Source organism: Amycolatopsis regifaucium (assembly GCF_001613935.1).
Taxonomy (GTDB): domain Bacteria; phylum Actinomycetota; class Actinomycetes; order Mycobacteriales; family Pseudonocardiaceae; genus Amycolatopsis; species Amycolatopsis regifaucium.
Genome location: NZ_LQCI01000003.1, coordinates 116,433 through 136,160, shown reverse-complemented (window position 1 = coordinate 136,160; position 19,728 = coordinate 116,433). Strand labels below are relative to the sequence as shown.

Sequence of the window (19,728 nt, the reverse complement as noted above, 5' to 3'; positions counted from 1 at the left end):
CACAGTCTGCCCGAACGCGGCTGCCGGTCCACCACCCGCCCGGTATCCTGGTCTTCTATGCCTGCGCCCTCCCTGGCGGACTGGCTGCGCCAGGAGTCCGACGACGCACTCGCCGCACTGCTGCGCACGCGTCGCGACCTGTCCACGCCACCACCGTCCGACACCATCGTGCTCGCCACCCGGGCCGGCACGCCGGGCTCCGTCGCGCGCGCCTGCGAAGACCTCGACACCTTCACCCTCGCCGTGCTCGACGCCCTGCTGCTGGCCGGAGCGGACACCGATCCGGTCACCTCGGCCGAGGTCGCGCGGCTCGTGGGCACCGGGATCGGTGAGGCGCTGACCCTGCTGCGCACGCGGGCGCTCGTCTGGGGCGAGGACGACGGACTGCGTGTCCCGCCGTCGGCCCGCGACGCGCTCGGGCCGTTCCCAGCCGGGCTGGGCGCGTCGTCGCCCACGCTCGCCGGAACGGACATCGAGGCCGCGCTCGCGGAGATCGGCGAGGACGAACGTGCGCTGCTGACGACACTGGCCGCCGGGCCGCCGATCGGCCGCACCCGCGACGCGTCGGCCGACGTCCCGCTGGAGCGCGCGCAGAATCCGGTCCAGCGGCTGCTCGCCCGCGGGCTGCTGCTTCGCCGGGACGATCAGACCGTCGAACTGCCGCGCGAACTCGGGATCGCCCTGCGCGGCGGCTCGGTGTTCGACCCGGCGTCGTTGCGCGAACCGGAACTCCCCGTGCACCCGCACAATCGGTCCACAGTGGACGAAGCGGCGGCAGGCGAGGCGATGGAGTTCTTGCGCCAGACCGAAAACATGCTTCGCGCGTGGTCGGCGACACCGCCGCCGGTGCTGAAGTCCGGTGGCCTCGGCGTCCGCGAACTGAAGAAACTCGCCAAGGATCTCGACGTCGACGAGACCCGCGTGACCCTGCTGGCGGAGATCGCGGTCGGCGCCGGACTGGTCGCCGACAGCGAGGCGACCTCACCGGAATGGGTGCCGACGACGCTCACCGACACGTGGCTCGCGTCACCGACGGCGCAACGCTGGATGACGCTCGCGCAGGCCTGGCTCGAACTGCCCCGGCTGCCCGGTCTCGCCGGCGGGCGGGACGCGAAGGACAAGCCGATCGCGCCGCTGTCGGAGGACCTGCGACGGCCACTGGCGCCGGTCTCACGGCGGCGGATCCTCCTCGCCTTGGCCGCGCTGCCCGAGGGCGCCGGGGTGAAGAGCACCGACGAACTGGTCGCGGCGCTCGCCTGGCGCGCACCGCGGCGGGGCGGGCGGCTGCGGGACGAGACCGTGCGCTGGACGATGGCCGAAGGGGCCGCCCTCGGCCTGATCGGGCTCGGCGGGCTCACGACGGCGACGCGAGCCTTGCTGGCCGAGGACCGGCCCGGCGCGGTCGAGGCGATGCTCGACGCGCTACCGCGGCCGGTGGACCACGTCCTGGTCCAGGCCGATTTGACCGTTGTCGCGCCGGGACCGCTGGAAGCCGAACTCGCGGCCGAGATGACCGCCGTCGCCGACATCGAATCGGCCGGGCACGCGACCGTCTACCGGATCACCGAGACCTCCGTGCGGCGCGCGCTCGACACCGGGCGGACCGCGGGCGAACTGCACCAGTTGTTCACGTCGCGGTCGGCGACGCCGGTCCCCCAGTCGCTGAGCTACCTGATCGACGACGTCGCCCGGCGGCACGGGCGGCTGCGCGGTGGCGCCGCGGAGTCATTCCTGCGCTGCGACGACGCTTCGCTGCTCGCGGAGGTCATGGGCAGCCCGGTCGCGGCGGAGTACGGCCTGCGCATGATCGCGCCGACGGTGCTCATCAGCCCGTACCCGCTCGCCGAGGTCCTCGACGCTCTTCGGGCCGCCGGGTTCGCTCCGGCCGCCGAAGGGCCCGATGGGCGCGTCATGGACATCAGGCCGTCTGGCCGTCGGCTGCCCGCGAAGGCGCGCGCCGCACGTCGCGCCCCTGGCGAGCAGGCCGGGCTCACCGACGAACAGGTCGGCAAGATCGTCGCGCACGTCCGGGCCGGTGACGCCGCTTCGGCGCGTCGTCGCGGCGAGACGGTGCGCGCGCCGCAGGGCGGTGGCGCCGGGGACACGTCCGCGACGCTGGCGTTGCTGTCCCAGGCGACCATGGAGCGCCGCGAGGTGTGGATCGGCTTCGTCGACTCACGCGGGACGTCGAGCCAGCGCGTGGTGCGGCCGATGCGCGTCGGTGGCGGAGTCCTCGAAGGGACCGACAACGAGCGCTACCCATTGCACCGGATCACCTCGGCCGCCCTCGTGGAAGACTGACTTCGCCGCATTTAGTCCTCTGAATGCGGTAGTTGCACACGCAAAGACCGCGTTTAGAGGACGAAATGCGGGCAGAGCGGGTCAGAGGGTGCGAAGGCCTTGAAGGACGCGTTCCATGAAAGCGCGCGAAGACGAGTCACCGAGGATCAGCTCGGTCTGGTGGATCAGCACCAGCCCCGCGTCCGCCATGTCTCCGACGAGAACCTTCACCACGCCCAGCGGCAGCCGCAGATGCGCGGCGATCTCCGCGATCGAGCGGGTGTCCAGGCAGATGTCGCAGATCTGCCGGTGCTCGGGGGTCCGCACGCCGCGATACCGGCGACCGTCGTCGCTGGTCGAGACCAGCGCCTCCAGCGCGAGGTCGTGCGCGGTGCGGGTGCGCCCGCCGGTGCGCGTGTAGGGCCGGACACGAGAGCCAGAGGACGGCAGGTACACCGAAGCGGGCGCGCTGCCGGAATGCGCACCGCCGCCTGTGGCCGCAGGACGCGGCGACGACTGGCGGATCGGCGAAGGGGCCGTGGAGACCGGTTCCGGCGGCGCGGGCGGACGTCGCGGCATGACCGTGCTGATCGAGCTCAGCTCGAACCGGCTCGGGGAGTCGAAGGCCTCGCGCTCGGCGCCTTGGTAAAGGGAGTCCCAGCCGGACGGTTCCGGTTCGGTGAAGCCGGTGATCTTCATCGGCGGCTACCCACGGACGCCGCCCTGCAGCTGCGCCCGCAGCTCGGGGGTGATCTGCTGGCCGACCCGCTCGACGAGGAGGGTCATCTCGTAGGCCACGGTGCCGATGTCGCAGGTCGGCGCGGCCAGTACGGCGAGCGACGATCCGTCGGCGACCGACATGAGGAAGAGGTACCCGCGTTCCATCTCGACGACGGTCTGGTTGACCCCGCCCGCGTCGAAGCAGCGTGCCGCACCGGCGGTGAGGCTGATCAATCCGGAGGCGACCGCGGACAGCTGTTCGGCCCGCTCCTGCGGCAGCCCTTCCGACGGCGCGAGGAGAAGGCCGTCCGCGGAGACCAGCACGGCGTGCGCGGCACCGGGGACCCGGCGCGCGAAATCCGTGATGAGCCAGCCGAACGAGCTCTGCTGCTGCCCGGATGCCGTCACAAGTCCCTCCTCGCTGCGTCAAGACCACCTGGGCGGCGTGGTCCGGACGTCTCTCGCTGACCAGCACCGACAAGTCGAAAGACGCCTCCACCCAGCGTATTCGTCCCGTCGATCGTGTCGAGCCCGCCACCCGGCCGCAGGCGTTCACCGACCGTATACGTCCGACAGCTCACCGCGTCGACCTATCGCCGACCACGCATTCGTGGGTCACCCTGTGGTGGCGTCGCGCGACCGGGCGTGAATCGGTGTCCACGCAGGTCAGCGACGTCCACATCACCCGTCCGGGTGGCGCCACCAACGGATCGGCCGGAGGGATCGCCCCGGGTTCTATCCGGCGGGTGGCGTCGATCCCCGAAGCGGGTGAAGCCTGCGGAGTTCACTCCAACGGCCGCATCCGCTCCGGGCTTTCGTCTGTTTTCTACCCCGCACGCACTCTTGTTCGTCCCGCCTATCCGGCGCGCAACGCCGAATCGTAAGCGATGGCGTGCTGCACGACCGAGATCAACACCTGCTTGGCGGACTCACGTTCCCGAGCGTCACAGGCCATGATCGGCACGGACGGCGAGATCGTCAGCGCGTGCCGGACGTCTTCGATCTGGTGGTGCAGCAGCCGGTCGAAGCAGTTGATCGCCACGACGTACGGCAGCTTCCGGTTCTCGAAGAAGTCGATCGACGGGAACGCGTCGGCGAGCCTCCGCGTGTCGACCAGCACGACGGCGCCGATGGCACCGACCGCCAGGTCGTCCCACATGAACCAGAACCGGTGCTGGCCCGGCGTACCGAACACGTACAGCACCAGATCCGAGTCCAGCGAAATCCGGCCGAAGTCCATGGCCACGGTCGTCGTCGACTTGTTCGGGGTGGCCGAATTGTCGTCGACGCCGGTACTGGCCTCGGTCATCATGGCCTCGGTGGTCAGCGGATCGATCTCCGAAACCGCCCCGACCAGTGTGGTCTTCCCCGATCCGAATCCGCCAGCGACCACGATCTTGGCCGACGAAGTCGGCCCGGCCACCTGCGGCGCATTCGCGTCGGAGTCAAATTCTCCGAAGCCCACTGAGCACCCTCTCCATGAACTCGATACTGGGCCGGTCACCCACGTTCTGGCTGGCGGTGTGCACCAGGACCAGGCCGAGGCCGGCCACGTCTCCGATCAGCACCCGGACCACGCCGAGCGGCAGGCGCAACAGCGCCGCGACTTCGGCGACGGACCGGGTGTCCAGGCAAAGGTCGCAGATCGACCGGTGTTCGGGTACGCGCACCCGGTCGAGCACGCGTCCCTGTTCACTGGTCGAGATCAACGCCTCGATGGCAAGGTCGTACGTCGGCTTGGTCCGTCCCCGCGTGCGGAAGTACGGCCGGACCAGGCCGGAGGATTCGACGTCGGTGGTGTACGGCTCGTCGACGTACTCGTTCTGCGCTTGCTGCGGCAAGGCCGCGGAAAGCGGGTCGGCGGCCGCCGCCCGGCGCTCCTCCTCCTTGTCGAAGGAGAACTTGGCGAACTCGCCCGAGTCGTACAGCGGACCGCTGCCACCACCGAACAGTTCGGCCCCGGGCCCGCCCAGCAGGCGTTCCCGGTAGTCCGTGACACTGAAATCGGCGGGTCCGGCTCCCGCGTTCGAATCGGTCAGCCAGCGGGAGGCCTCCTCCGGGGACACGGGGTCCTCGTCCGACCCCTGTGCCCGCCGCGATCGCCATTCGCGATCGACCCGGTCCCGGAAGGACGTCCAGTCCTCCCGGCCGTCGTCTCGTTCCGACCACCCGCCGGAGAAGTCGTCACCGAGCCGGCCATCGCCCCTCAAGCGCCCGTCGTCCACGGCATTCTCCTCGGTTCCCGGTCGCTCAGCGGCGGACCGACGCGCCCTGCAGCTGCGCGCGCATCTCCGGTGTCAGCTGTTGCCCCACGCGTTCCACCAACAGGGTCATCTCGTAGACGACCAGGCCGATGTCACTCTCCGGCGATCCGAGGACCGCCAGACACGAACCGTCGGACACCGACATCAGGAAGAGGAAGCCGTTGGCCATCTCGACCACCGTCTGCGCGACCGTGCCGCCTTCGAACACCTTGGCCGCGCCACGCGCGAGGCTGGTGAGCCCCGACGCGACAGCGGCGAGTTGATCGGCCCTGTCCTTGGGAAGTCCCTTCGAAGAAGCCAGCAGCAAACCGTCCGCCGACACCACCACGGCATGCGCCGCGCCCGGGACCCGGTGCACGAAATCCGTGATCAGCCAGGCAAAGCTGCTCGTGTGTCCTTTACCCTGCGCCTGGCCGCCAGGCTGCGCCGGTCCCCCCGGCTGCATCGCACCCGCCCGTGTCACTTTCACTCCTTACTGCTGTCATCGGCAGGGGAACCCGCACCCCTGCCAGTCACCGGAACGCCGTTGTCATCCAGCGCATCGAGCGGGCGTTCCTTCAACGCGTGCCGTCCCGACGTGTAGCCCTTCTGGAAGCTTGCCATCCGGCTCCTGGCCGCCGTCGCCGAGCGGGCGATCGCACCCGTTCCCGGCATTCCGGAGGTCTTGTCGGCGAACGAGTCTTCCTTCTTCGGCTCGTCCCCGCCGATCGAGCCGGGGACGAGGTACTGATTCGGCACCCGTTTCGGCAAGCCCGCCGGGGTGATCTCCTCGTTCCGGTCTTCGTACAGGACCTGCGCCGCCTGCCAGCCGTCGTCGGACGCGCTCCGCCAGCCATTGTCCTGGAGCACCGTCTCCGGCGGAACACTCTGCGGGGTCCGAGTGGGCAATGCCTCTCCGGCGGCCTCCGCGGCGGGCTCGGCGGCCTCGTCGGTGCCGTGGCGGCCCTGCTCGGGCACGTCCGATTCGGCGGTCTCGGTGCCTTCGGCGTGGGACGAGCCCGCGGGTTCCCCGGCTTCGTCGCCTTCGCTGAACCAGCGCGAGAGCACCGACTGGTAGATCGGGAGCCGCCTGGTGGGGACGTCGTCCTCCAGCGCCGACTTGCCCGAATCCGGAGGGTCCTCCGGCTGCCGCGGCGACTCGACCGGGTTCACCGGCACGTACCTCGGCTCCCGCTTGGGCAGCACGAGCGACGCGAACTGGGTCTCCGTACCACTGGAGGCCCCGTCGCCGTTCGCCGGCGAAATGTCCTCGGCCGTCGGCCACGCCGGGGTGTCCTCGGCGGGGATCGCGGGGCTGAGGAACGGTCCGGCCGCGTTCTTGCCCGCGACCAGGTCGTCGAGGCTGATCGGCTGGTCGAGCGGGACGAGCCCGCCCTGCTGCGCGACCGGCTGGTGGACCGGCGGCTTCGACGGCGGTGGCGGAGTCATCTCCAGACCACGGTCGGACGCCGGGATGCTGGGCAGCGAGGTCGACATCTCCGACATCGACGGCATCGAAGTTTCCGAGCGGTTCGACGGCGGCGGGGTGTTCCGCGAGGAGCCGGGCCGCATCTGCGTGAGCAGCTCGGCGGGCACGACGACCCGCGCGATCACGCCGCCTTCGATGTCCTCGTTCTCCCGGAGCCGGACCTCGATGCCGTGGCGGCGCGCCAGGCGCGCGACCACGTACAGGCCCATCCGCCTGGTCACCGAGACGTCCAGGTCCGGCGGGTCGGCGAGGCGCTGGTTGACCTCGGCGAGCCGCTCCTCGGTCATGCCGACACCGTGGTCGGTGACCTGGATGGCGAGCGCCTTCTTGCGGGTGATCACCGCGCGGACGGTCACCTTCGTCTCCGGCTCGGAGAAGTAGGTGGCGTTGTCCAGCAGTTCCGCGAGCACGTGCACGAGGTCGTGGATCGTCAGGCCCTGGACGGCGACGTCGGGGACGATGCCGATCTCGATCCGGGCGTACTGCTCGATCTCCGAAACCGCGGCGCCGATGACGTCGGCGGCGGGCACCGGCTTGGGCACCGACTTCGCGAGACCGGCGCCCGAGAGCACCAGGAGGCTTTCACCGTTGCGGCGCAGCCGCGTGGCGAGGTGGTCGAGTTCGAACAGGCTGGCCAAGTGGTCCGGGTCCTGCTCGTCGGCTTCGAGCCGGTCGATCACGCCGAGCTGGCGTTCCACCAGGCGCTGCGACCGGCGGGACAGGTTCACGAAGATGCCGTTGACATTCTCGCGCAGGAGGGCCTGCTCGGCGGCCATCTTGACGGCCTGCGCGTGGACGACGTCGAACGAACGCGCCACTTCACCGATCTCGTCACGCGAAGTGACCGGCACCGGTTCGACCGACCGCTTCGAGGCGTTGACCGGGTCCGGGTCGTCCAGGATCGCTTGCACGGTTTCCGGCAATCGGGTGTAGGCGACGTCGAGCGCGGTCTTCCGCAGGATCCGCAGCGGGCGCAGCATCAGGCGGGCGATGACGAGCATCAGGGCGAGCGCCGCGATCAAGGCCAGCAGCACGATCGCACCGCCGATCCAGGCCGAGTTGATCGCCGAGGAGGCCAGGTCGTCGGCCTGTGCCCGCAGCTGGCCGAGCAGATTGGTCTCGACCGCGCGCAGTTTGTCGAGCGCGACGCGACTGTCGTTGCCGAGCGCCACGTTGTCGATGGCGGGCGGCTCGTTCTGCTGGTGCAGCGCGAACGCCATCGTGGTGATCCGGCGCCGGTCGTCGACCTCGGGACCGGAGAAGGTGTCCGAGTAGAGCTGCCGCTGCTCGGGGCTGGCGTTCGCGAGGAAGGCCGCGGTCGAGGCGTCACCACTGGCCACCGCCGAACGGGCCTGGTCGAACAGGTCGCCGGGGAACGCGGAGCGGAAGGAGGCGATCAGCAGCGCCGCGTCACCGCGGGCGATGTACTCCTTGCTCTCACTGATGGCCTGCACCGTGGTGCCGAGCCGGAGCACGTCGCGGTTGGCCACCGCGGTGGTCACCTCACGGCCGAGCTGGACCAGCGAGTCGAGGATGCCGGAGTAGGCGATGAGGATCGGAGTGTCGCCCAGCAGCGAGGTGCTCATCGCGCCGCGCAGCGGGCGCAGGGCGTCGAGCCGCTGCAGACCACGCGCGTAACGATCCCTGGTGTCCTGATCGTCCGGGTTGATCTGGTTCGCCGAAGCCCGCAGGTCGTCGACGGCGCGGTCGACCTTGGCGATCTGCGCGTCGAGACCGGCCTGGCGCGACGGTTCGCCGGAGGCGATCTTGGCGACGGCGAGCGCGCGTTCGCTCTGCAGCTCGTGCACCACGAGGGTGATCTTGTCGGCGAACGCGACCTGATCGGCCGTGTCCTGGAACCGGGTGGCCTCGCCGCTGTCGTCGATCACGCGCAGCGTGCCGAGCGCGAGCGCGGTCAGCGTCGGAATGATCAGGACGGCCGCGAGCTTGGATCGCAGACGCCAGTTACGCAGGCCCAGGAACGACCCGGCCTTCCCGCCAGGACCGTCTCCGGTATCCCGCGCAGGGGCCCCTCCCACCCCCGCGGTGTCTTCGTTCGGCACCGCCGCACCACCATCATCTTCATCCGGGCCGGGAAAGCCCATTTTGGACATGCCGTTCTCGAACTGGCCGTTCTGCTGTCTGCGTCGGTTGTCGGAAACCACTACCCGCACACTCCTGCCGCCCGGCAGGGATGCTCGTTCCTCCGAATGAGGGGGTCGTCTTTGACGCAGTCTGTCAGGTGCACTTGGCCGAAATCCCGCCTGGCGTCATTGGTCTTTTCGGCCTAACCCGCCAGTGCGCGACTACGCACCAGTGAAGCACGGTCGTGTTCACCGTGTTCGACACAGAGTGCCTTGCACCTCGGGAAAGGTCCAGAGCGTTCGGCCATCCAAGGCACTCTCTTTCACTACATCAGTGGTCCACACCTCACTACCGGTGCATGAGGGTAGCGAACGGCAGGCCCAGATGTAACCCTTCGGACAAGACCGGCGAGAAGCACCGTACGGGTCTTGACCTAAAGCCACTCAGTTGGCAAAGGATCCACTGAGCGAACACGCCCAGTTGTGTTCACTTCTGACAAAGAACCTGTTCGGGTGATCGTTACCACTTGGGATCATCGGATGACCACCCATTGTGAGCGCTGTGTCCGTTCTCTACAGTGGGCCCGTGACTCGACAAAGAGTCCCTTCCGAATTCCGCATCTGGCCACGTCATCACGTGTCCCTCCCTTGATCAGGAGCATCACTTGCTTGGGTCTGCAAGCTCGAAGAACGCCTTGAGCGTCAGCCGGGGTAGGCGTGGAACACTCGCCTTCGCGATGGCGGCCGTCATTTCGGTATCGATCAGCGGCTGTGGCCTGCTCGGTGGGGACGATTCCTCCTCTTCCGGCGGTTCGGGGAACCTCGAGAAGTCGAAGATCAAGGTCGCCGTGATGTCGACCATCGACCTGGCCCCGCTGCGCCTCGCCCAGGACGGCGGGTACTTCAAGAACGAGGGTCTCGATGTGGAGGCCGTCGAAGCCGCGACGGGGCAGGTCTCGCTGACCAAGCTGATCGGCGGCGAGGTCGACATCGCGTACGCGAGCTACACGCCGTTCTTCATCGCGGCGAGCAAGGGCACCGCCGACATCAAGCTGGTCGCGGACGCTTCTTCCGCGGGTCCGAAGAGCACGATGCTGGTCACGCTGCCGACGTCGTCGGTGAAGAGCGTCAGCGACCTGGCGGGCAAGAAGATCGGCATCACCGCGCCGAACACCGTGTCCGACACGCTGTCCAAATCGGTCATGAAGGACCACGGCGTCGACGCCAGCAAGGTCCAGTGGGTGCCGATCCCGCTGCCGAACATCGGGACCGCGCTCAAGAACGGTGACATCGATGCCGGCTTCCTGACCGAGCCGTTCATCACCCAGACCGCGAAGCAGGCGGGCACCGTCCCGGTGGTGGACACCGCCACCGGCGCCACCCAGGACTTCCCCACCGCGGGCTACGGCTCACTCGGCAAGTTCGTGTCGGAGAACCCGAAGACCGTGGCCGCCTTCCAGCGCGCGATGCAGAAGGCCACTCGCGACGCGGCGGACCGCTCGAAGATCGAGCCGCTGCTGGTCAAGTACGCCAAGATCGACCAGGACACCGCCGCGCTGACCACGCTGCTGACCTTCCAGTCCACCTTGGACCCCCGCCGTATCCAGCGGGTCCCGGACCTGCTGCTGCAGATGGGCGCGATCCAGACCAAGATCGACGTCGGGCCGATGATCGCGCCGCAGACCACCAGTTGATGACACGCGGTTACTCCGAATTGTCGTTTCACCCGGAATTCGATCACTAAAAGTAGCGATGTCCAAGCGGGTGATCACGCAATAGGGCGAATGGCCTAAAATGATCACCCGCTCACGGCACCCATTGTGAGCGGGTGGGCAAATCTCTAAGGTGACCGCGTGCCTGGCGAAACGAAGCCAAGACACGGATGAAAACCCAAACGGTGATTCATTGTTTCCGAGGAGCTGGCTTTGTTTCGAAACGCCATGAGCAGAAGTGGTGCACGCGGAGGACGGGGTGCCATCGGTGTCGCCCTGAGCGCGCTCATGCTGGCCACGTTGGGCGCTTGCGGTGCCCTCGGGGGCGATGATTCGTCCAAAGCGTCCGGTGGCGACGGCGCACTGGAGAAGCCGAAGATCAAGGTGGCCCTGCTGCCGGTCGTCGACCTCGCGCCGCTGCGGCTGGCGCAGGAAGGCGGCTACTTCAAGGCCGAGGGTCTCGAGGTCGAAGCGGTCGACGCGCCCAGTGGCCAGCAGGCGATGACCAAGATGATCGGTGGCGAGGTCGACATCGCCTTCTCCACCTACATGCCGTTCTTCGTCGCGAAGAGCAAGGGCGCGGCCGACATCCGGCTCGTCGCCGACTCCGTGTCGGCCAGCCCGAAAAGCAACGCGGTGGTCACCGTCCCGAACTCGCCGGTCAAGACGATCAACGACCTGGCGGGCAAGAAGATCGCGATCACCGACAAGAACACCGCCTCCCATCTGCTCACCATGTCGGTGATGAAGGACCACGGCGTCGACACCAGCAAGGTCCAGTGGGTGCCGATGGCACTGCCCAACATCGCCGCCGCGCTCGGAGCGGGCCAGGTCGACGCGGGCTACCTGCCCGAACCGTTCCTGACCCAGGCCTCCAAGGTCGTCGGCGCGACCCCGGTCGTCGACATCGCGACCGGGGCCACCCAGGACTTCCCCCTGGCGGGCTTCGGCGCCCTCGGCTCCTTCGTGGACAAGAACCCGAAGACCCTCGCGGCGTTCCAGCGCGCGCTGGCCAAGGCCGTGCGTGATTCGGCCGACCGTTCCAAGATCGAGCCGCTGATCGTCAAGTACGCCAAGGTCGACGCGGAAACCGCGTCCCTGCTCACGCTGCCGACGTTCGGGGCCACGCTGGACCCCCGTCGCCTGCAGCGCGTGCCGGACCTGCTGCTGCAGACCGGCGTGATCACCGCCAAGCTCGACGCCGCTCCGATGCTCGCCCCTCAAGCTGGATAAAGGTAAAGGTGCCACGACTTCTCCGTGCCCTGGCCGGTCTGGCCGGTTTCTTCCTCATCTGGGAAGTGATCGTCCAGGCCGGCCTGGTCCGTAAAGAGTTCCTCCCCCCGCCGTCCGTCGTCCTCGTGACGATCTTCGAACAGTTCGGCGAGGTGCAGTTCATCCGCGACCTGGTCGCCACGTTCCTCGCGTGGGCGATCGCCCTGCTCATCGCGGTCGCCGTCGCCGTACCCGCCGGGCTGCTGCTGGGCAGCGTCCCCGGGCTGCGCACCGCGACCGCGGTGATCATCGAGTTCCTGCGGCCGATCCCCGCCGTCGCGCTGATCCCGCTGGTGCTCCTCCTGATCGGCGGCGGCCCCGAAGCGAAGATCACGCTCGCCGTGTACGCCTCGCTGTGGCCGATCATGTTCAACACGATCTACGCGCTCGGCGAGATCGACCCCGTGCTGATGGAGACCGCGAAAGCCTGCGGTACCGGTAAGTTCCGGACAATGACGTCGGTGGCGCTGCCGCATACCGCGCCGTTCGTGTTCACCGGTGTCCGGCTGTCCGCCAACATCGCGCTGATCGCGGTGGTCAGCACCGAGTTCCTGGCGGGCGCCAAACTCGGCATCGGCAACTTCATCATGCAGGCCAGTACCGGTTCGACCAGGTTCGACCTCGTGCTCGCCGGCACCGTGGTGGTCGGCGTACTCGGCTTCCTCATCAACGGCGGGCTGGAAATGATCGGCAGGCGGGTCTTCCGCTGGAGCACGGTCGATCGGGAGGCTGTCTCGTGACGACCCTCACGCTGTCCAGCCGCGTCGGCAGGCGCGTGGGCCGGGGCATCGGCATCCTGGTCCGCAACTGGCTGCTGTTCTTCGCCCTGCTCGGGATCTGGGAGCTGTCGACCCGGCTCGCGGAGAGCCCGTTCTTCCCGCCACCGTCCGAAATCGTGGCCACCTCGGTGAAGCTGTGGTTCAGCGGTCCGGCGTCCCGGCTGTTCCTGACCGACACCGTGTTCGACAACGTCCTGCCCAGTCTCGGCCGGACGCTCGGCGGCTGGTTGCTCGCGGGCGTCGTCGGCGTCGCACTGGGTGTCGCGTTAGGACGTTCCAAGACCGGGATGGACTACGTCGGCCCGCTTTTCGCCTTCTTCCGCTCGGTGCCGCCGCCCGCGTTGATCCCGGTGTTCATCGTCCTTTTCGGACTCGGGCCGGGGATGCAGACCGGGTCGATCATCTTCGGCGCGATCTGGCCGGTGCTGCTCAACACCGTGGACGGCGTGCGGTCGGTCGACCAGGTGAAGGTCGACACCGCGAAGTCGTTCCGGACCCCTCGGTCGTACTGGGTGCGCTCGGTCGTCCTGCCGGCCGCCGGGCCGAAGATCTTCGCGGGTCTGCGGCTGAGCCTGTCCATTTCCCTGCTGCTGATGGTGATCTCGGAACTGGTCGGCTCCTACAACGGCATCGGCCGGTCACTGATGGACGCCCAGCAGGCGTTCGACTTCCCGCTCATGTGGTCGTGGCTGGTCCTGCTGGGACTGCTCGGCTTCGGGTTCAACGCGGCCTTCCTCGCGGTGGAGCAGAGAGTGCTTCGCTGGCAGCCCACCCGCAACGGCCGTATCTAGCTCTTTCGAAGGGTCAGCAAGATGTCAACCATGCTCGAAGTCTCCGGGCTGAACCACCGGTACGGCGCGGGAGAAAAGGCGCACGTCGCGGTCAACGACCTGTCTTTCACCGTGGAAACCGGTCAGCTCGCGAGCATCGTGGGCCCGTCGGGCTGCGGCAAATCGACGCTGCTGCGCTGCATCGCCGGGCTGGTCAAGCCGACGTCCGGCCGGGTCAGCCTGCACGGCGACGACGTCTCCGGTGTGCCGGAGGATCTGGCCGTGGTGTTCCAGGACTACAGCCGCTCGCTGTTCCCCTGGCTGTCGGTCGCGAAGAACGTCGAGTTCCCCTTGCGGTGGCGTAACTTGAGCCGCTCGGAGCGGCGTACGCGGGCGCAGGAGGCACTGGAGTCGGTCGGCCTGTCCGGCGTCGGCTCGAAGTTCCCGTGGCAGCTCTCGGGCGGTATGCAGCAGCGCGTGTCGATCGCCCGGGCACTCGCGAGCCGGCCCGCCCTGCTGCTGATGGACGAGCCGTTCGCGTCGGTCGACGCGCAGACGCGGTTCGAACTCGAAGACCTGACCCGGCGTGTGCAGCGCGAGAACGGGAGCACGGTTCTCGTGGTCACGCACGACATCGACGAGAGCGTCTACCTGTCGGACCGGGTGCTGGTGCTGTCGAAGTCGCCCGCCACGATCGTCGCGGACCTGCCGGTGGGGCTGCCCGCGGAGCGGAACCAGATCACCACCCGCGAGTCCGCCGAGTTCGTGACCCTGCGCGGTGAGGTGGCGCGGCTGCTGCACGGTGGCGCTCCCGAGGCGGTCACGGCCGCGGCCGACGCCGCCGAGTACGAACTGGCGCAGCAGGACGCCGCTGCCGACTCGGCCGAGGCTGAGGCTCGCACGAAGAGCTGAGGCGTTCCCGGAAGTCCGTGAAGGCCTCCTTCCCTACCTTGAGCGTAGGGAAGGAGGCCTTCACGACGTGTTCGCCCTGTCGGCTGCCATGAAGGACGCTTTCATGGCAAATTTTGCAATGAAAGCGTCCTTCATGGCGCTTGAGGGGGTCAGTACAGCTTGCGCGGGTTCGCGTCGATGCGGACGTGCACCAGATGCGGCCGCTCGTCCGGCAGCGCGGCCTCCAGCGTGGGCTTGAGGTCCTCGGCGCGCTCGACGACCGACGACCGCAGGCCCAGGCTCTTCGCCAGCGCGGGGAAATCGATGCCGCCGAGGTCGACGCCCGGCACCTTCTCCCCGCCTGCCGCCTCGCCGAGGATGCGCACGGCGGCGTACTGCGAATTGTCGAAGATCACGAACGTGATCGGCAGGTGGTGCTGCGCCGCCGTCCACAGTGCCTGGACGCAGTACATGCTCGACCCGTCGCCGAGGATGGCGACGACCTTGCGGTCCGGCCGGGCCAGCGCCGCGCCGACCGCGGCCGGGAGACCGTAGCCCAGGGTGCCGCTGGCGACGGTGAGGAAGCCCGTGTCGGTGGCCGTGATCGGCAGGTGGTCGTGCAGTTCGTTGCGGTGGCTCGGCGTCTCTTCGACGACGAGCGCGTTGTCCGGCAGGACTTCCGCGATCGTGGCGTAGGCGAAGTCCGGCGCGATCGGCGTGGCCGCGGCGGGCTTTTCCAGCCGGGTACGGGGTTTCGGCGCTTCCCGCGGCGCGGCGCGGTCCAGCAGCGCGCGGATCGCGAGCTTCGGTGTCGAGCGGATTCCGTTGCCCACCGCGGCCCTGGCCAGGATCTGATCGTCGTCGCTGACCAGGAACAGCGGCGGCAGCGAAATCTCCGACTCGCCCCGGTATACGTGATAGGTGAACGCCGGGGCGCCGATGACGACCACGAGGTCGTGCTCGGTCAGCGCGCTCGCGACCGCTTTCCGTTCCGGCTGCAGGAAACCGAAGAACTGCGGGTGATCCTCAGGGAAGGAGCAGCGCGCGGCCATCGGCGACGCCCAGACCCCGGCGCCCACCTTCTCGGCCAGTTCGACGACGTCCGGTACGGCGGCGTCGTCGTCGACACCCGCGCCGACCACGATCGCCGGCCGCCCGGCGGCGTCCAATGCGGACACCAGTTCGTCCAAAGCGGACGGATCGGGTGCGAAGCCGGGGATCCGCGGCCGCGAGATGATCGGCTTCGTGGTCTCGACGTCCCAGTCGTCGACAGGCACCGAGACGAACACCGGACCCATGGGTGCCTGGGTCGCCAGGTGATACGCCCGCGCCAGCGCCGCCGGGACGTCCTCGGCGCTGGCCGGTTCGCAGCTCCACTTGACGTACGGCTTGGGGAAGTTCGTCGCCTCGACGGCGCCGAGGAACGGTTCGTCCGGCAGCAGTGACCGGGTCTGCTGGCCCGCCACGATGATCAGCGGGGCGTTGTTGCGGTAGGCGGTGAAGACGTGCCCCAGCGCGTGGCCGACCCCGCCCGCGGAATGCAGGTTCACCAGCACCGGTCGTCGTGACGCGCGCGCGTATCCGTCGGCCATCGCGACGACGGACGCCTCATGGAGCGCGAGGACGTAGGTGAAGTCGTCCGGCCAATCCGTGAGGAAGGCGATCTCTGTCGTCCCCGGATTGCCGAAGACCGTGGTCAGGCCCAGTTCACGCAACAGTTCCCTGGTCGCGTCACGTACGGTGCGGATAGCCATGCCCCCACGCTAGCCGGTCCGATCCCATTAGTTGAAGATGCAACCTCAAGTAACCGTATGTGGTCTGGACCTGACGGCGTGCACACGGTTCAGTCCTTGACCAGCGCCGCCCATTCGCGAACCGCCACGACGTCCACATCGGACTCCCAGCCGCCCGGCCGGACCGCGCTGCCGACGTGGAACTCACGCACCCCGCCCGCCCGCAGCAGATGCACCTGCTGGGCCCGCAGACCACCACCGACCAGCAGCCGCGGGCCGTCCGACCGGCGGGCGAGCCGCTGCAGTACCGAAAGGCCGTGCGCGACCCCGTGCGGATGCCCGGCCGCGAGCACCGTGTCACAGCCGAGCGCGACCAGCTGGTCGTAGGCGCGCAACGGATCCCGTGCGCGGTCGATGGCCCGGTGGAACGTCCACGGCAGACCGTCGAGCTCCTTGGCCAGCGTCTCGCAGGCGTCGACGTCGATCTCGCTGTCCATGTCCAGGAAACCGAAGACGAACTCCCGCGCGCCCGCGTCGATCAGCCGTGCGGTGTCCGCGCGCAGCCCGTCGAGGTCGCCGGCGGCGAAGGACAGGTTGTCGCGCAGCATGACCCGCACCGGGAGATCGGTGGCGGCGAGCACGTCGCGCAGCGTCTCGACCGACGGCGAAAGTCCGTCGCTGGCCATGTCGCTGACCAGCTCGAGGCGATCGGCCCCGCCCTCCTGTGCGCGCTCCGCGTCCGCCGCGGTCAGCGCGATCACTTCCAGCAGGCCGGTTTTCGAACTCATGGACCTTCCAATTCGCTGTGTTCTCCGGTGAACCCCGGGGCCTCCGGCCAGGGCGGGTTCACACTTGTGGTCACTTTCCGGATAGCTCTCGGCTCCGCCAACAGGGCTTAAGCCGAGGGGTTGTCTTCACCCCGGGCGTGGCGACCGCGCCGGAACCCGCCTTGCAGGCTGGTCATCCGTTCGCGGACCGCTTCAGGGGAAAGTGAGAGTATCGGCCTCTCCCCTCGCGGCTTCTCCGGCCTGTCGTCCCGCGTTCGCGCTTCGGGAACGACGGTGGGCAGCACCGGCCAGGTGTCCTCCGCACCGTCCTCCTGCTCCAGCTCGGCGGACGTCGGCCAAGCGGGTTCAGGCTCGGGCTCCGGAGCAGGCTCGGGCGCCTTTTCCTTCGGTGTCACCGGCTTCAGCGTCGGCTCGGTCGGCTCGTCCGGATCCTGGGCGGGTTCATCGACGGCGGCGCCCTCTTCAGGCGCCTTCACCGGCTCGAACGAGGGCACGGACGGCGGGCCGGGTTCGGCGGGCGAAGGCCCTTCGCGCGGACCACCGTGGTCGAACCACTGCGAAAGCACGCTCTGGTACTTGGGCATCCGATCGGTCGGCGAGTCCAGTTCGAGGTGGTTGCCCGCGTCGTCGTCCGACGACGGCCACTCCGGCGTGTTCTCGCGTTCGACGACGGGCGCGCGCCGCGGTGGCCCGGAGTCCAGCACGGGCGCGAACCGCGACTCCTCGGCGCTTTCCTCCGGCCCGGGCAGCGGCGGGACTTCCAGCGGTGGTTCGGCTTCCGGTTCGGGCACCACGGCGACGGGCGGTGGTTCCGGCATCGGAGCGGGCTGCGGCGCTTCGACGATGAGCCCGGCGGGAACGACGACCACCGCGGTGATCCCGCCACCGTCGGCCGACCGCAGCCGGACGTCGATGCGGTGCCGGACGGCCAGCGTCGCGACCACGAACAGGCCCATCCGCCGCGAAACCTCGACGTCGACGTCCGGCGGATTCGCCAGCCGCGCGTTGGTCCGGTCGATCTCCGCTTGCGGCATCCCGGCGCCGTGGTCGGTGATCTCGATCTGCCATTCGCCACGTTCGGTGATGTGCCCCTCGACCTGCACCATCGTGCTCTGATCCGAGTAGCGGGTCGCGTTCTCCAGCAGTTCGGAGACCACGTGCACGAGGTCGTTGACGGCCTCGCCGCGTACCGCGATCCGCGGTGCCGCACCGAGTTCGATGCGCTGGTAGTGCTCGACCTCCGACAGCGCGGCACCGATGATCTCGTCGGCGACGACCGCGCCGCTGTCCTCACGGACGACGTCGGTTCCGGAAAGCACCAGCAGGTTCTCGCTGTTGCGCCGCATCCGCGTCGCGAGGTGGTCGAGTTCGAAGAGCCCGGCGAGGGTGTCGGGATCCTGTTCGTCGGCCTCCATGCGGTCCAGCACGGAAAGCTGCCGCTCGACGAGATCCTGGCTCCGTTGCGACAGGTTCACGAACATCGCGTTGATGTTCTCCCGCAGCATGGCCTGTTCCCCGGCGAGCCGGACGGCCTCGCCGTGCACCGCGTCGAACGCCCGCGCCACCTGACCGAGTTCCTCGCGGCTGAACACCGGGACCGGTGCGACGGCCAGTCGTCGCCGCAGGTTCTCCGGCTGCGGTTCGGGATCGCTGAGCAGGCCTTCGACGGCCGCGGGCAACTGATGTTCGGCGACCTGAAGCGCGCTGCGGCGCAGGATCCTCAGCGGTCGCAACAGCGAACGCGCGATGATCACCGAGAGCACCCCGGCGACGACGAGCACCGCGAGCACGATGCCGCCGTCCCAGATCGCGGACGTTCGCGCTTGTGCCGCAAGGGTGTCCGTGCGTTCCTGCAACTGGACGAGCACCGCCTGCTGCACCTGGTGAGCCAGATTGACCGTGTACGTCGCGGCGGTGTCCCACTGGTTCGGGTCCAGGCCGCCGAGCCCTTGGTCGTTCTCGGCGCGGATGAGCGCCGATTCCACCATGTCGTTGCCGATGTCGACGATCAGGCCGATCACCGTGTCGTCGTACATCCGTTGCTGCTCAGGGGTGGCGAAAGTGCGGTAGTCGTTGCGCGCGGCGGCGAGTTCGGCCTCCGCGCCGAGCAAGGCGCGCGTCCGGTCCCGGTTGAGGCCGCCCTGGGCGAGCGCGGCCGCCATGATCGCGCGTTTGACCGACATCTGGTCTTTGATCCGCGCGAGCGCGTTACCCGCGAGGCGCAACTTCCCGAGGTCCGGATCGGACACGTCGGCGGCGGTGGAATCGCTGATGTCGAGCAGGCCGGAGATCAGCTCGCTGTAGGAGCGCAGGACCGCGTCGGCGGGAAAAGCGGAGTGTTCCGCGGAAAACCGCAGTCCGGTGAGCACCCGCAGCCGGTCGCTGGTGAGTTGCAGACTGGTCGCGGCCTTGTCGCCGAGCCTGCTCTTGCTCTCGCCGAGCGTGCGATCGAACGTGCCGATGGCATCGTCCACACGCTTGCGCTGCTCGGTCAGTTCGGAGACGTCGCCCTTGCGGTCGCCCGCGACGAACCGGACGGTGAGGTCACGCTCGCGCTGAAGCTGATGCACCGCTTCGGCGACGGTGCTGTCGACCCGGCCGCGGGTGGCGAATTCGGCCAGCTGCCGGGCATCGCGCAGATCCGAATCGACCCGGAGCCCGACGAGGGCGACCACCGCGAGCGCGGGAATCAGCAGAACCACGAAGAGTTTGGTACGCAGGTGCCAGTTCCGCAGCCGCCAGCGTCCTCCGACACGGGGATGCCGTTCCGCCGCGTCGCCCCCACGGGGACGCTTTTCGCGACGGGCCACCTGGTTTCCTTTTCCCACCACGGGACCCTTTCCCATGGCTGACATCGGGGACGAGAGCCCGAACCTACTGTAGAGTAACAAGGTTCGAGAACGATCGAAAGCCGCGCGGTCCGGCGTCTCCCGCACGCGATCGTATGGGGCCCGGACCATACGATCC

General features: G+C 68.7%; 16 protein-coding genes. 7 read left to right on the top strand and 9 right to left on the bottom strand.

All coding sequences use genetic code 11. The features are described 5' to 3' along the window. The first annotated feature begins 57 nt into the window (after positions 1 to 57). Positions 58 to 2,301: a helicase-associated domain-containing protein gene (locus AVL48_RS04390; RefSeq protein ID WP_061984996.1), complete on the top strand. Its 2,244-nt coding sequence runs from the start codon at positions 58 to 60 to the stop codon at positions 2,299 to 2,301. An 81-nt stretch (positions 2,302 to 2,382) separates the two neighbouring features. On the opposite strand, the gene AVL48_RS04385 is transcribed toward AVL48_RS04390, so the two are convergent. Both AVL48_RS04385 and AVL48_RS04380 read right to left on the bottom strand, forming a co-directional pair. Then, the gene (locus AVL48_RS04385) at positions 2,383 to 2,979 is read right to left on the bottom strand and encodes a DUF742 domain-containing protein (RefSeq protein ID WP_061984998.1); all 597 of its coding nucleotides are present in this window, start codon (positions 2,977 to 2,979) and stop codon (positions 2,383 to 2,385) included. A gap of 6 nt (positions 2,980 to 2,985) precedes the next feature. Further along, positions 2,986 to 3,408 (bottom strand): roadblock/LC7 domain-containing protein, encoded by a 423-nt coding sequence (locus AVL48_RS04380; RefSeq protein WP_020631857.1) that lies wholly within the window; start codon positions 3,406 to 3,408, stop codon positions 2,986 to 2,988. Between AVL48_RS04380 and AVL48_RS38885 the strand changes: the two genes are divergently transcribed. Then, a complete protein-coding gene (locus AVL48_RS38885) occupies positions 3,399 to 3,884 on the top strand; it encodes a hypothetical protein (RefSeq protein ID WP_143104893.1) in 486 nt (161 codons plus the stop codon). The genes AVL48_RS04380 and AVL48_RS38885 overlap by 10 nt on opposite strands. Here the strand turns inward: AVL48_RS38885 and AVL48_RS04375 are convergent. Genes AVL48_RS04375 through AVL48_RS04360 form a run of 4 tightly spaced genes read right to left on the bottom strand, consistent with a single transcriptional unit; the run spans position 3,857 to position 8,846 of the window. Further along, complete coding sequence (locus tag AVL48_RS04375; RefSeq protein WP_061985000.1) at positions 3,857 to 4,465, bottom strand: GTP-binding protein; 609 nt, start codon at positions 4,463 to 4,465, stop codon at positions 3,857 to 3,859. The two genes, AVL48_RS38885 and AVL48_RS04375, sit on opposite strands and share 28 nt — an antisense overlap. Continuing rightward, on the bottom strand, positions 4,446 to 5,225 hold the full coding sequence (locus tag AVL48_RS04370) for a DUF742 domain-containing protein (protein ID WP_061985002.1): 780 nt from the start codon (positions 5,223 to 5,225) through the stop codon (positions 4,446 to 4,448). The genes AVL48_RS04375 and AVL48_RS04370 overlap by 20 nt, the downstream gene beginning before the upstream one ends. Positions 5,226 to 5,250: 25 nt before the next feature. Further along, positions 5,251 to 5,709: a roadblock/LC7 domain-containing protein gene (locus AVL48_RS04365; protein ID WP_085939650.1), complete on the bottom strand. Its 459-nt coding sequence runs from the start codon at positions 5,707 to 5,709 to the stop codon at positions 5,251 to 5,253. Between the two features lie 20 nt (positions 5,710 to 5,729). Next, positions 5,730 to 8,846 (bottom strand): sensor histidine kinase, encoded by a 3,117-nt coding sequence (locus tag AVL48_RS04360; protein ID WP_061985220.1) that lies wholly within the window; start codon positions 8,844 to 8,846, stop codon positions 5,730 to 5,732. Positions 8,847 to 9,553: 707 nt separating this feature from the next. Here AVL48_RS04360 and AVL48_RS04355 point away from each other — a divergent pair. From AVL48_RS04355 to AVL48_RS04335, 5 genes are all read left to right on the top strand, one after another. Further along, positions 9,554 to 10,510, top strand: a complete 957-nt coding sequence (locus AVL48_RS04355) for an ABC transporter substrate-binding protein (RefSeq protein ID WP_061985004.1) — start codon at positions 9,554 to 9,556, stop codon at positions 10,508 to 10,510. Between the two features lie 306 nt (positions 10,511 to 10,816). Continuing rightward, the gene (locus tag AVL48_RS04350) at positions 10,817 to 11,761 is read left to right on the top strand and encodes an ABC transporter substrate-binding protein (protein WP_061985005.1); all 945 of its coding nucleotides are present in this window, start codon (positions 10,817 to 10,819) and stop codon (positions 11,759 to 11,761) included. A gap of 8 nt (positions 11,762 to 11,769) precedes the next feature. Continuing rightward, positions 11,770 to 12,540: an ABC transporter permease gene (locus AVL48_RS04345; RefSeq protein WP_061985007.1), complete on the top strand. Its 771-nt coding sequence runs from the start codon at positions 11,770 to 11,772 to the stop codon at positions 12,538 to 12,540. Then, positions 12,537 to 13,370: an ABC transporter permease gene (locus AVL48_RS04340; RefSeq protein ID WP_061985009.1), complete on the top strand. Its 834-nt coding sequence runs from the start codon at positions 12,537 to 12,539 to the stop codon at positions 13,368 to 13,370. Before AVL48_RS04345 ends, AVL48_RS04340 begins: the two co-directional genes overlap by 4 nt. A gap of 21 nt (positions 13,371 to 13,391) precedes the next feature. Beyond that, a complete protein-coding gene (locus tag AVL48_RS04335; protein ID WP_061985011.1) occupies positions 13,392 to 14,261 on the top strand; it encodes an ABC transporter ATP-binding protein in 870 nt (289 codons plus the stop codon). A gap of 149 nt (positions 14,262 to 14,410) precedes the next feature. Here AVL48_RS04335 and mdlC read toward each other — a convergent pair whose 3' ends face one another. From mdlC to AVL48_RS04320, 3 genes are all read right to left on the bottom strand, one after another. Continuing rightward, positions 14,411 to 15,994: a benzoylformate decarboxylase gene (mdlC, locus tag AVL48_RS04330; RefSeq protein ID WP_061985013.1), complete on the bottom strand. Its 1,584-nt coding sequence runs from the start codon at positions 15,992 to 15,994 to the stop codon at positions 14,411 to 14,413. Positions 15,995 to 16,083: 89 nt separating this feature from the next. Beyond that, positions 16,084 to 16,761, bottom strand: a complete 678-nt coding sequence (locus tag AVL48_RS04325) for a copper homeostasis protein CutC (protein WP_061985015.1) — start codon at positions 16,759 to 16,761, stop codon at positions 16,084 to 16,086. A gap of 107 nt (positions 16,762 to 16,868) precedes the next feature. Continuing rightward, the gene (locus AVL48_RS04320; RefSeq protein ID WP_177242344.1) at positions 16,869 to 19,571 is read right to left on the bottom strand and encodes a sensor histidine kinase; all 2,703 of its coding nucleotides are present in this window, start codon (positions 19,569 to 19,571) and stop codon (positions 16,869 to 16,871) included. Positions 19,572 to 19,728: the final 157 nt, after the last annotated feature.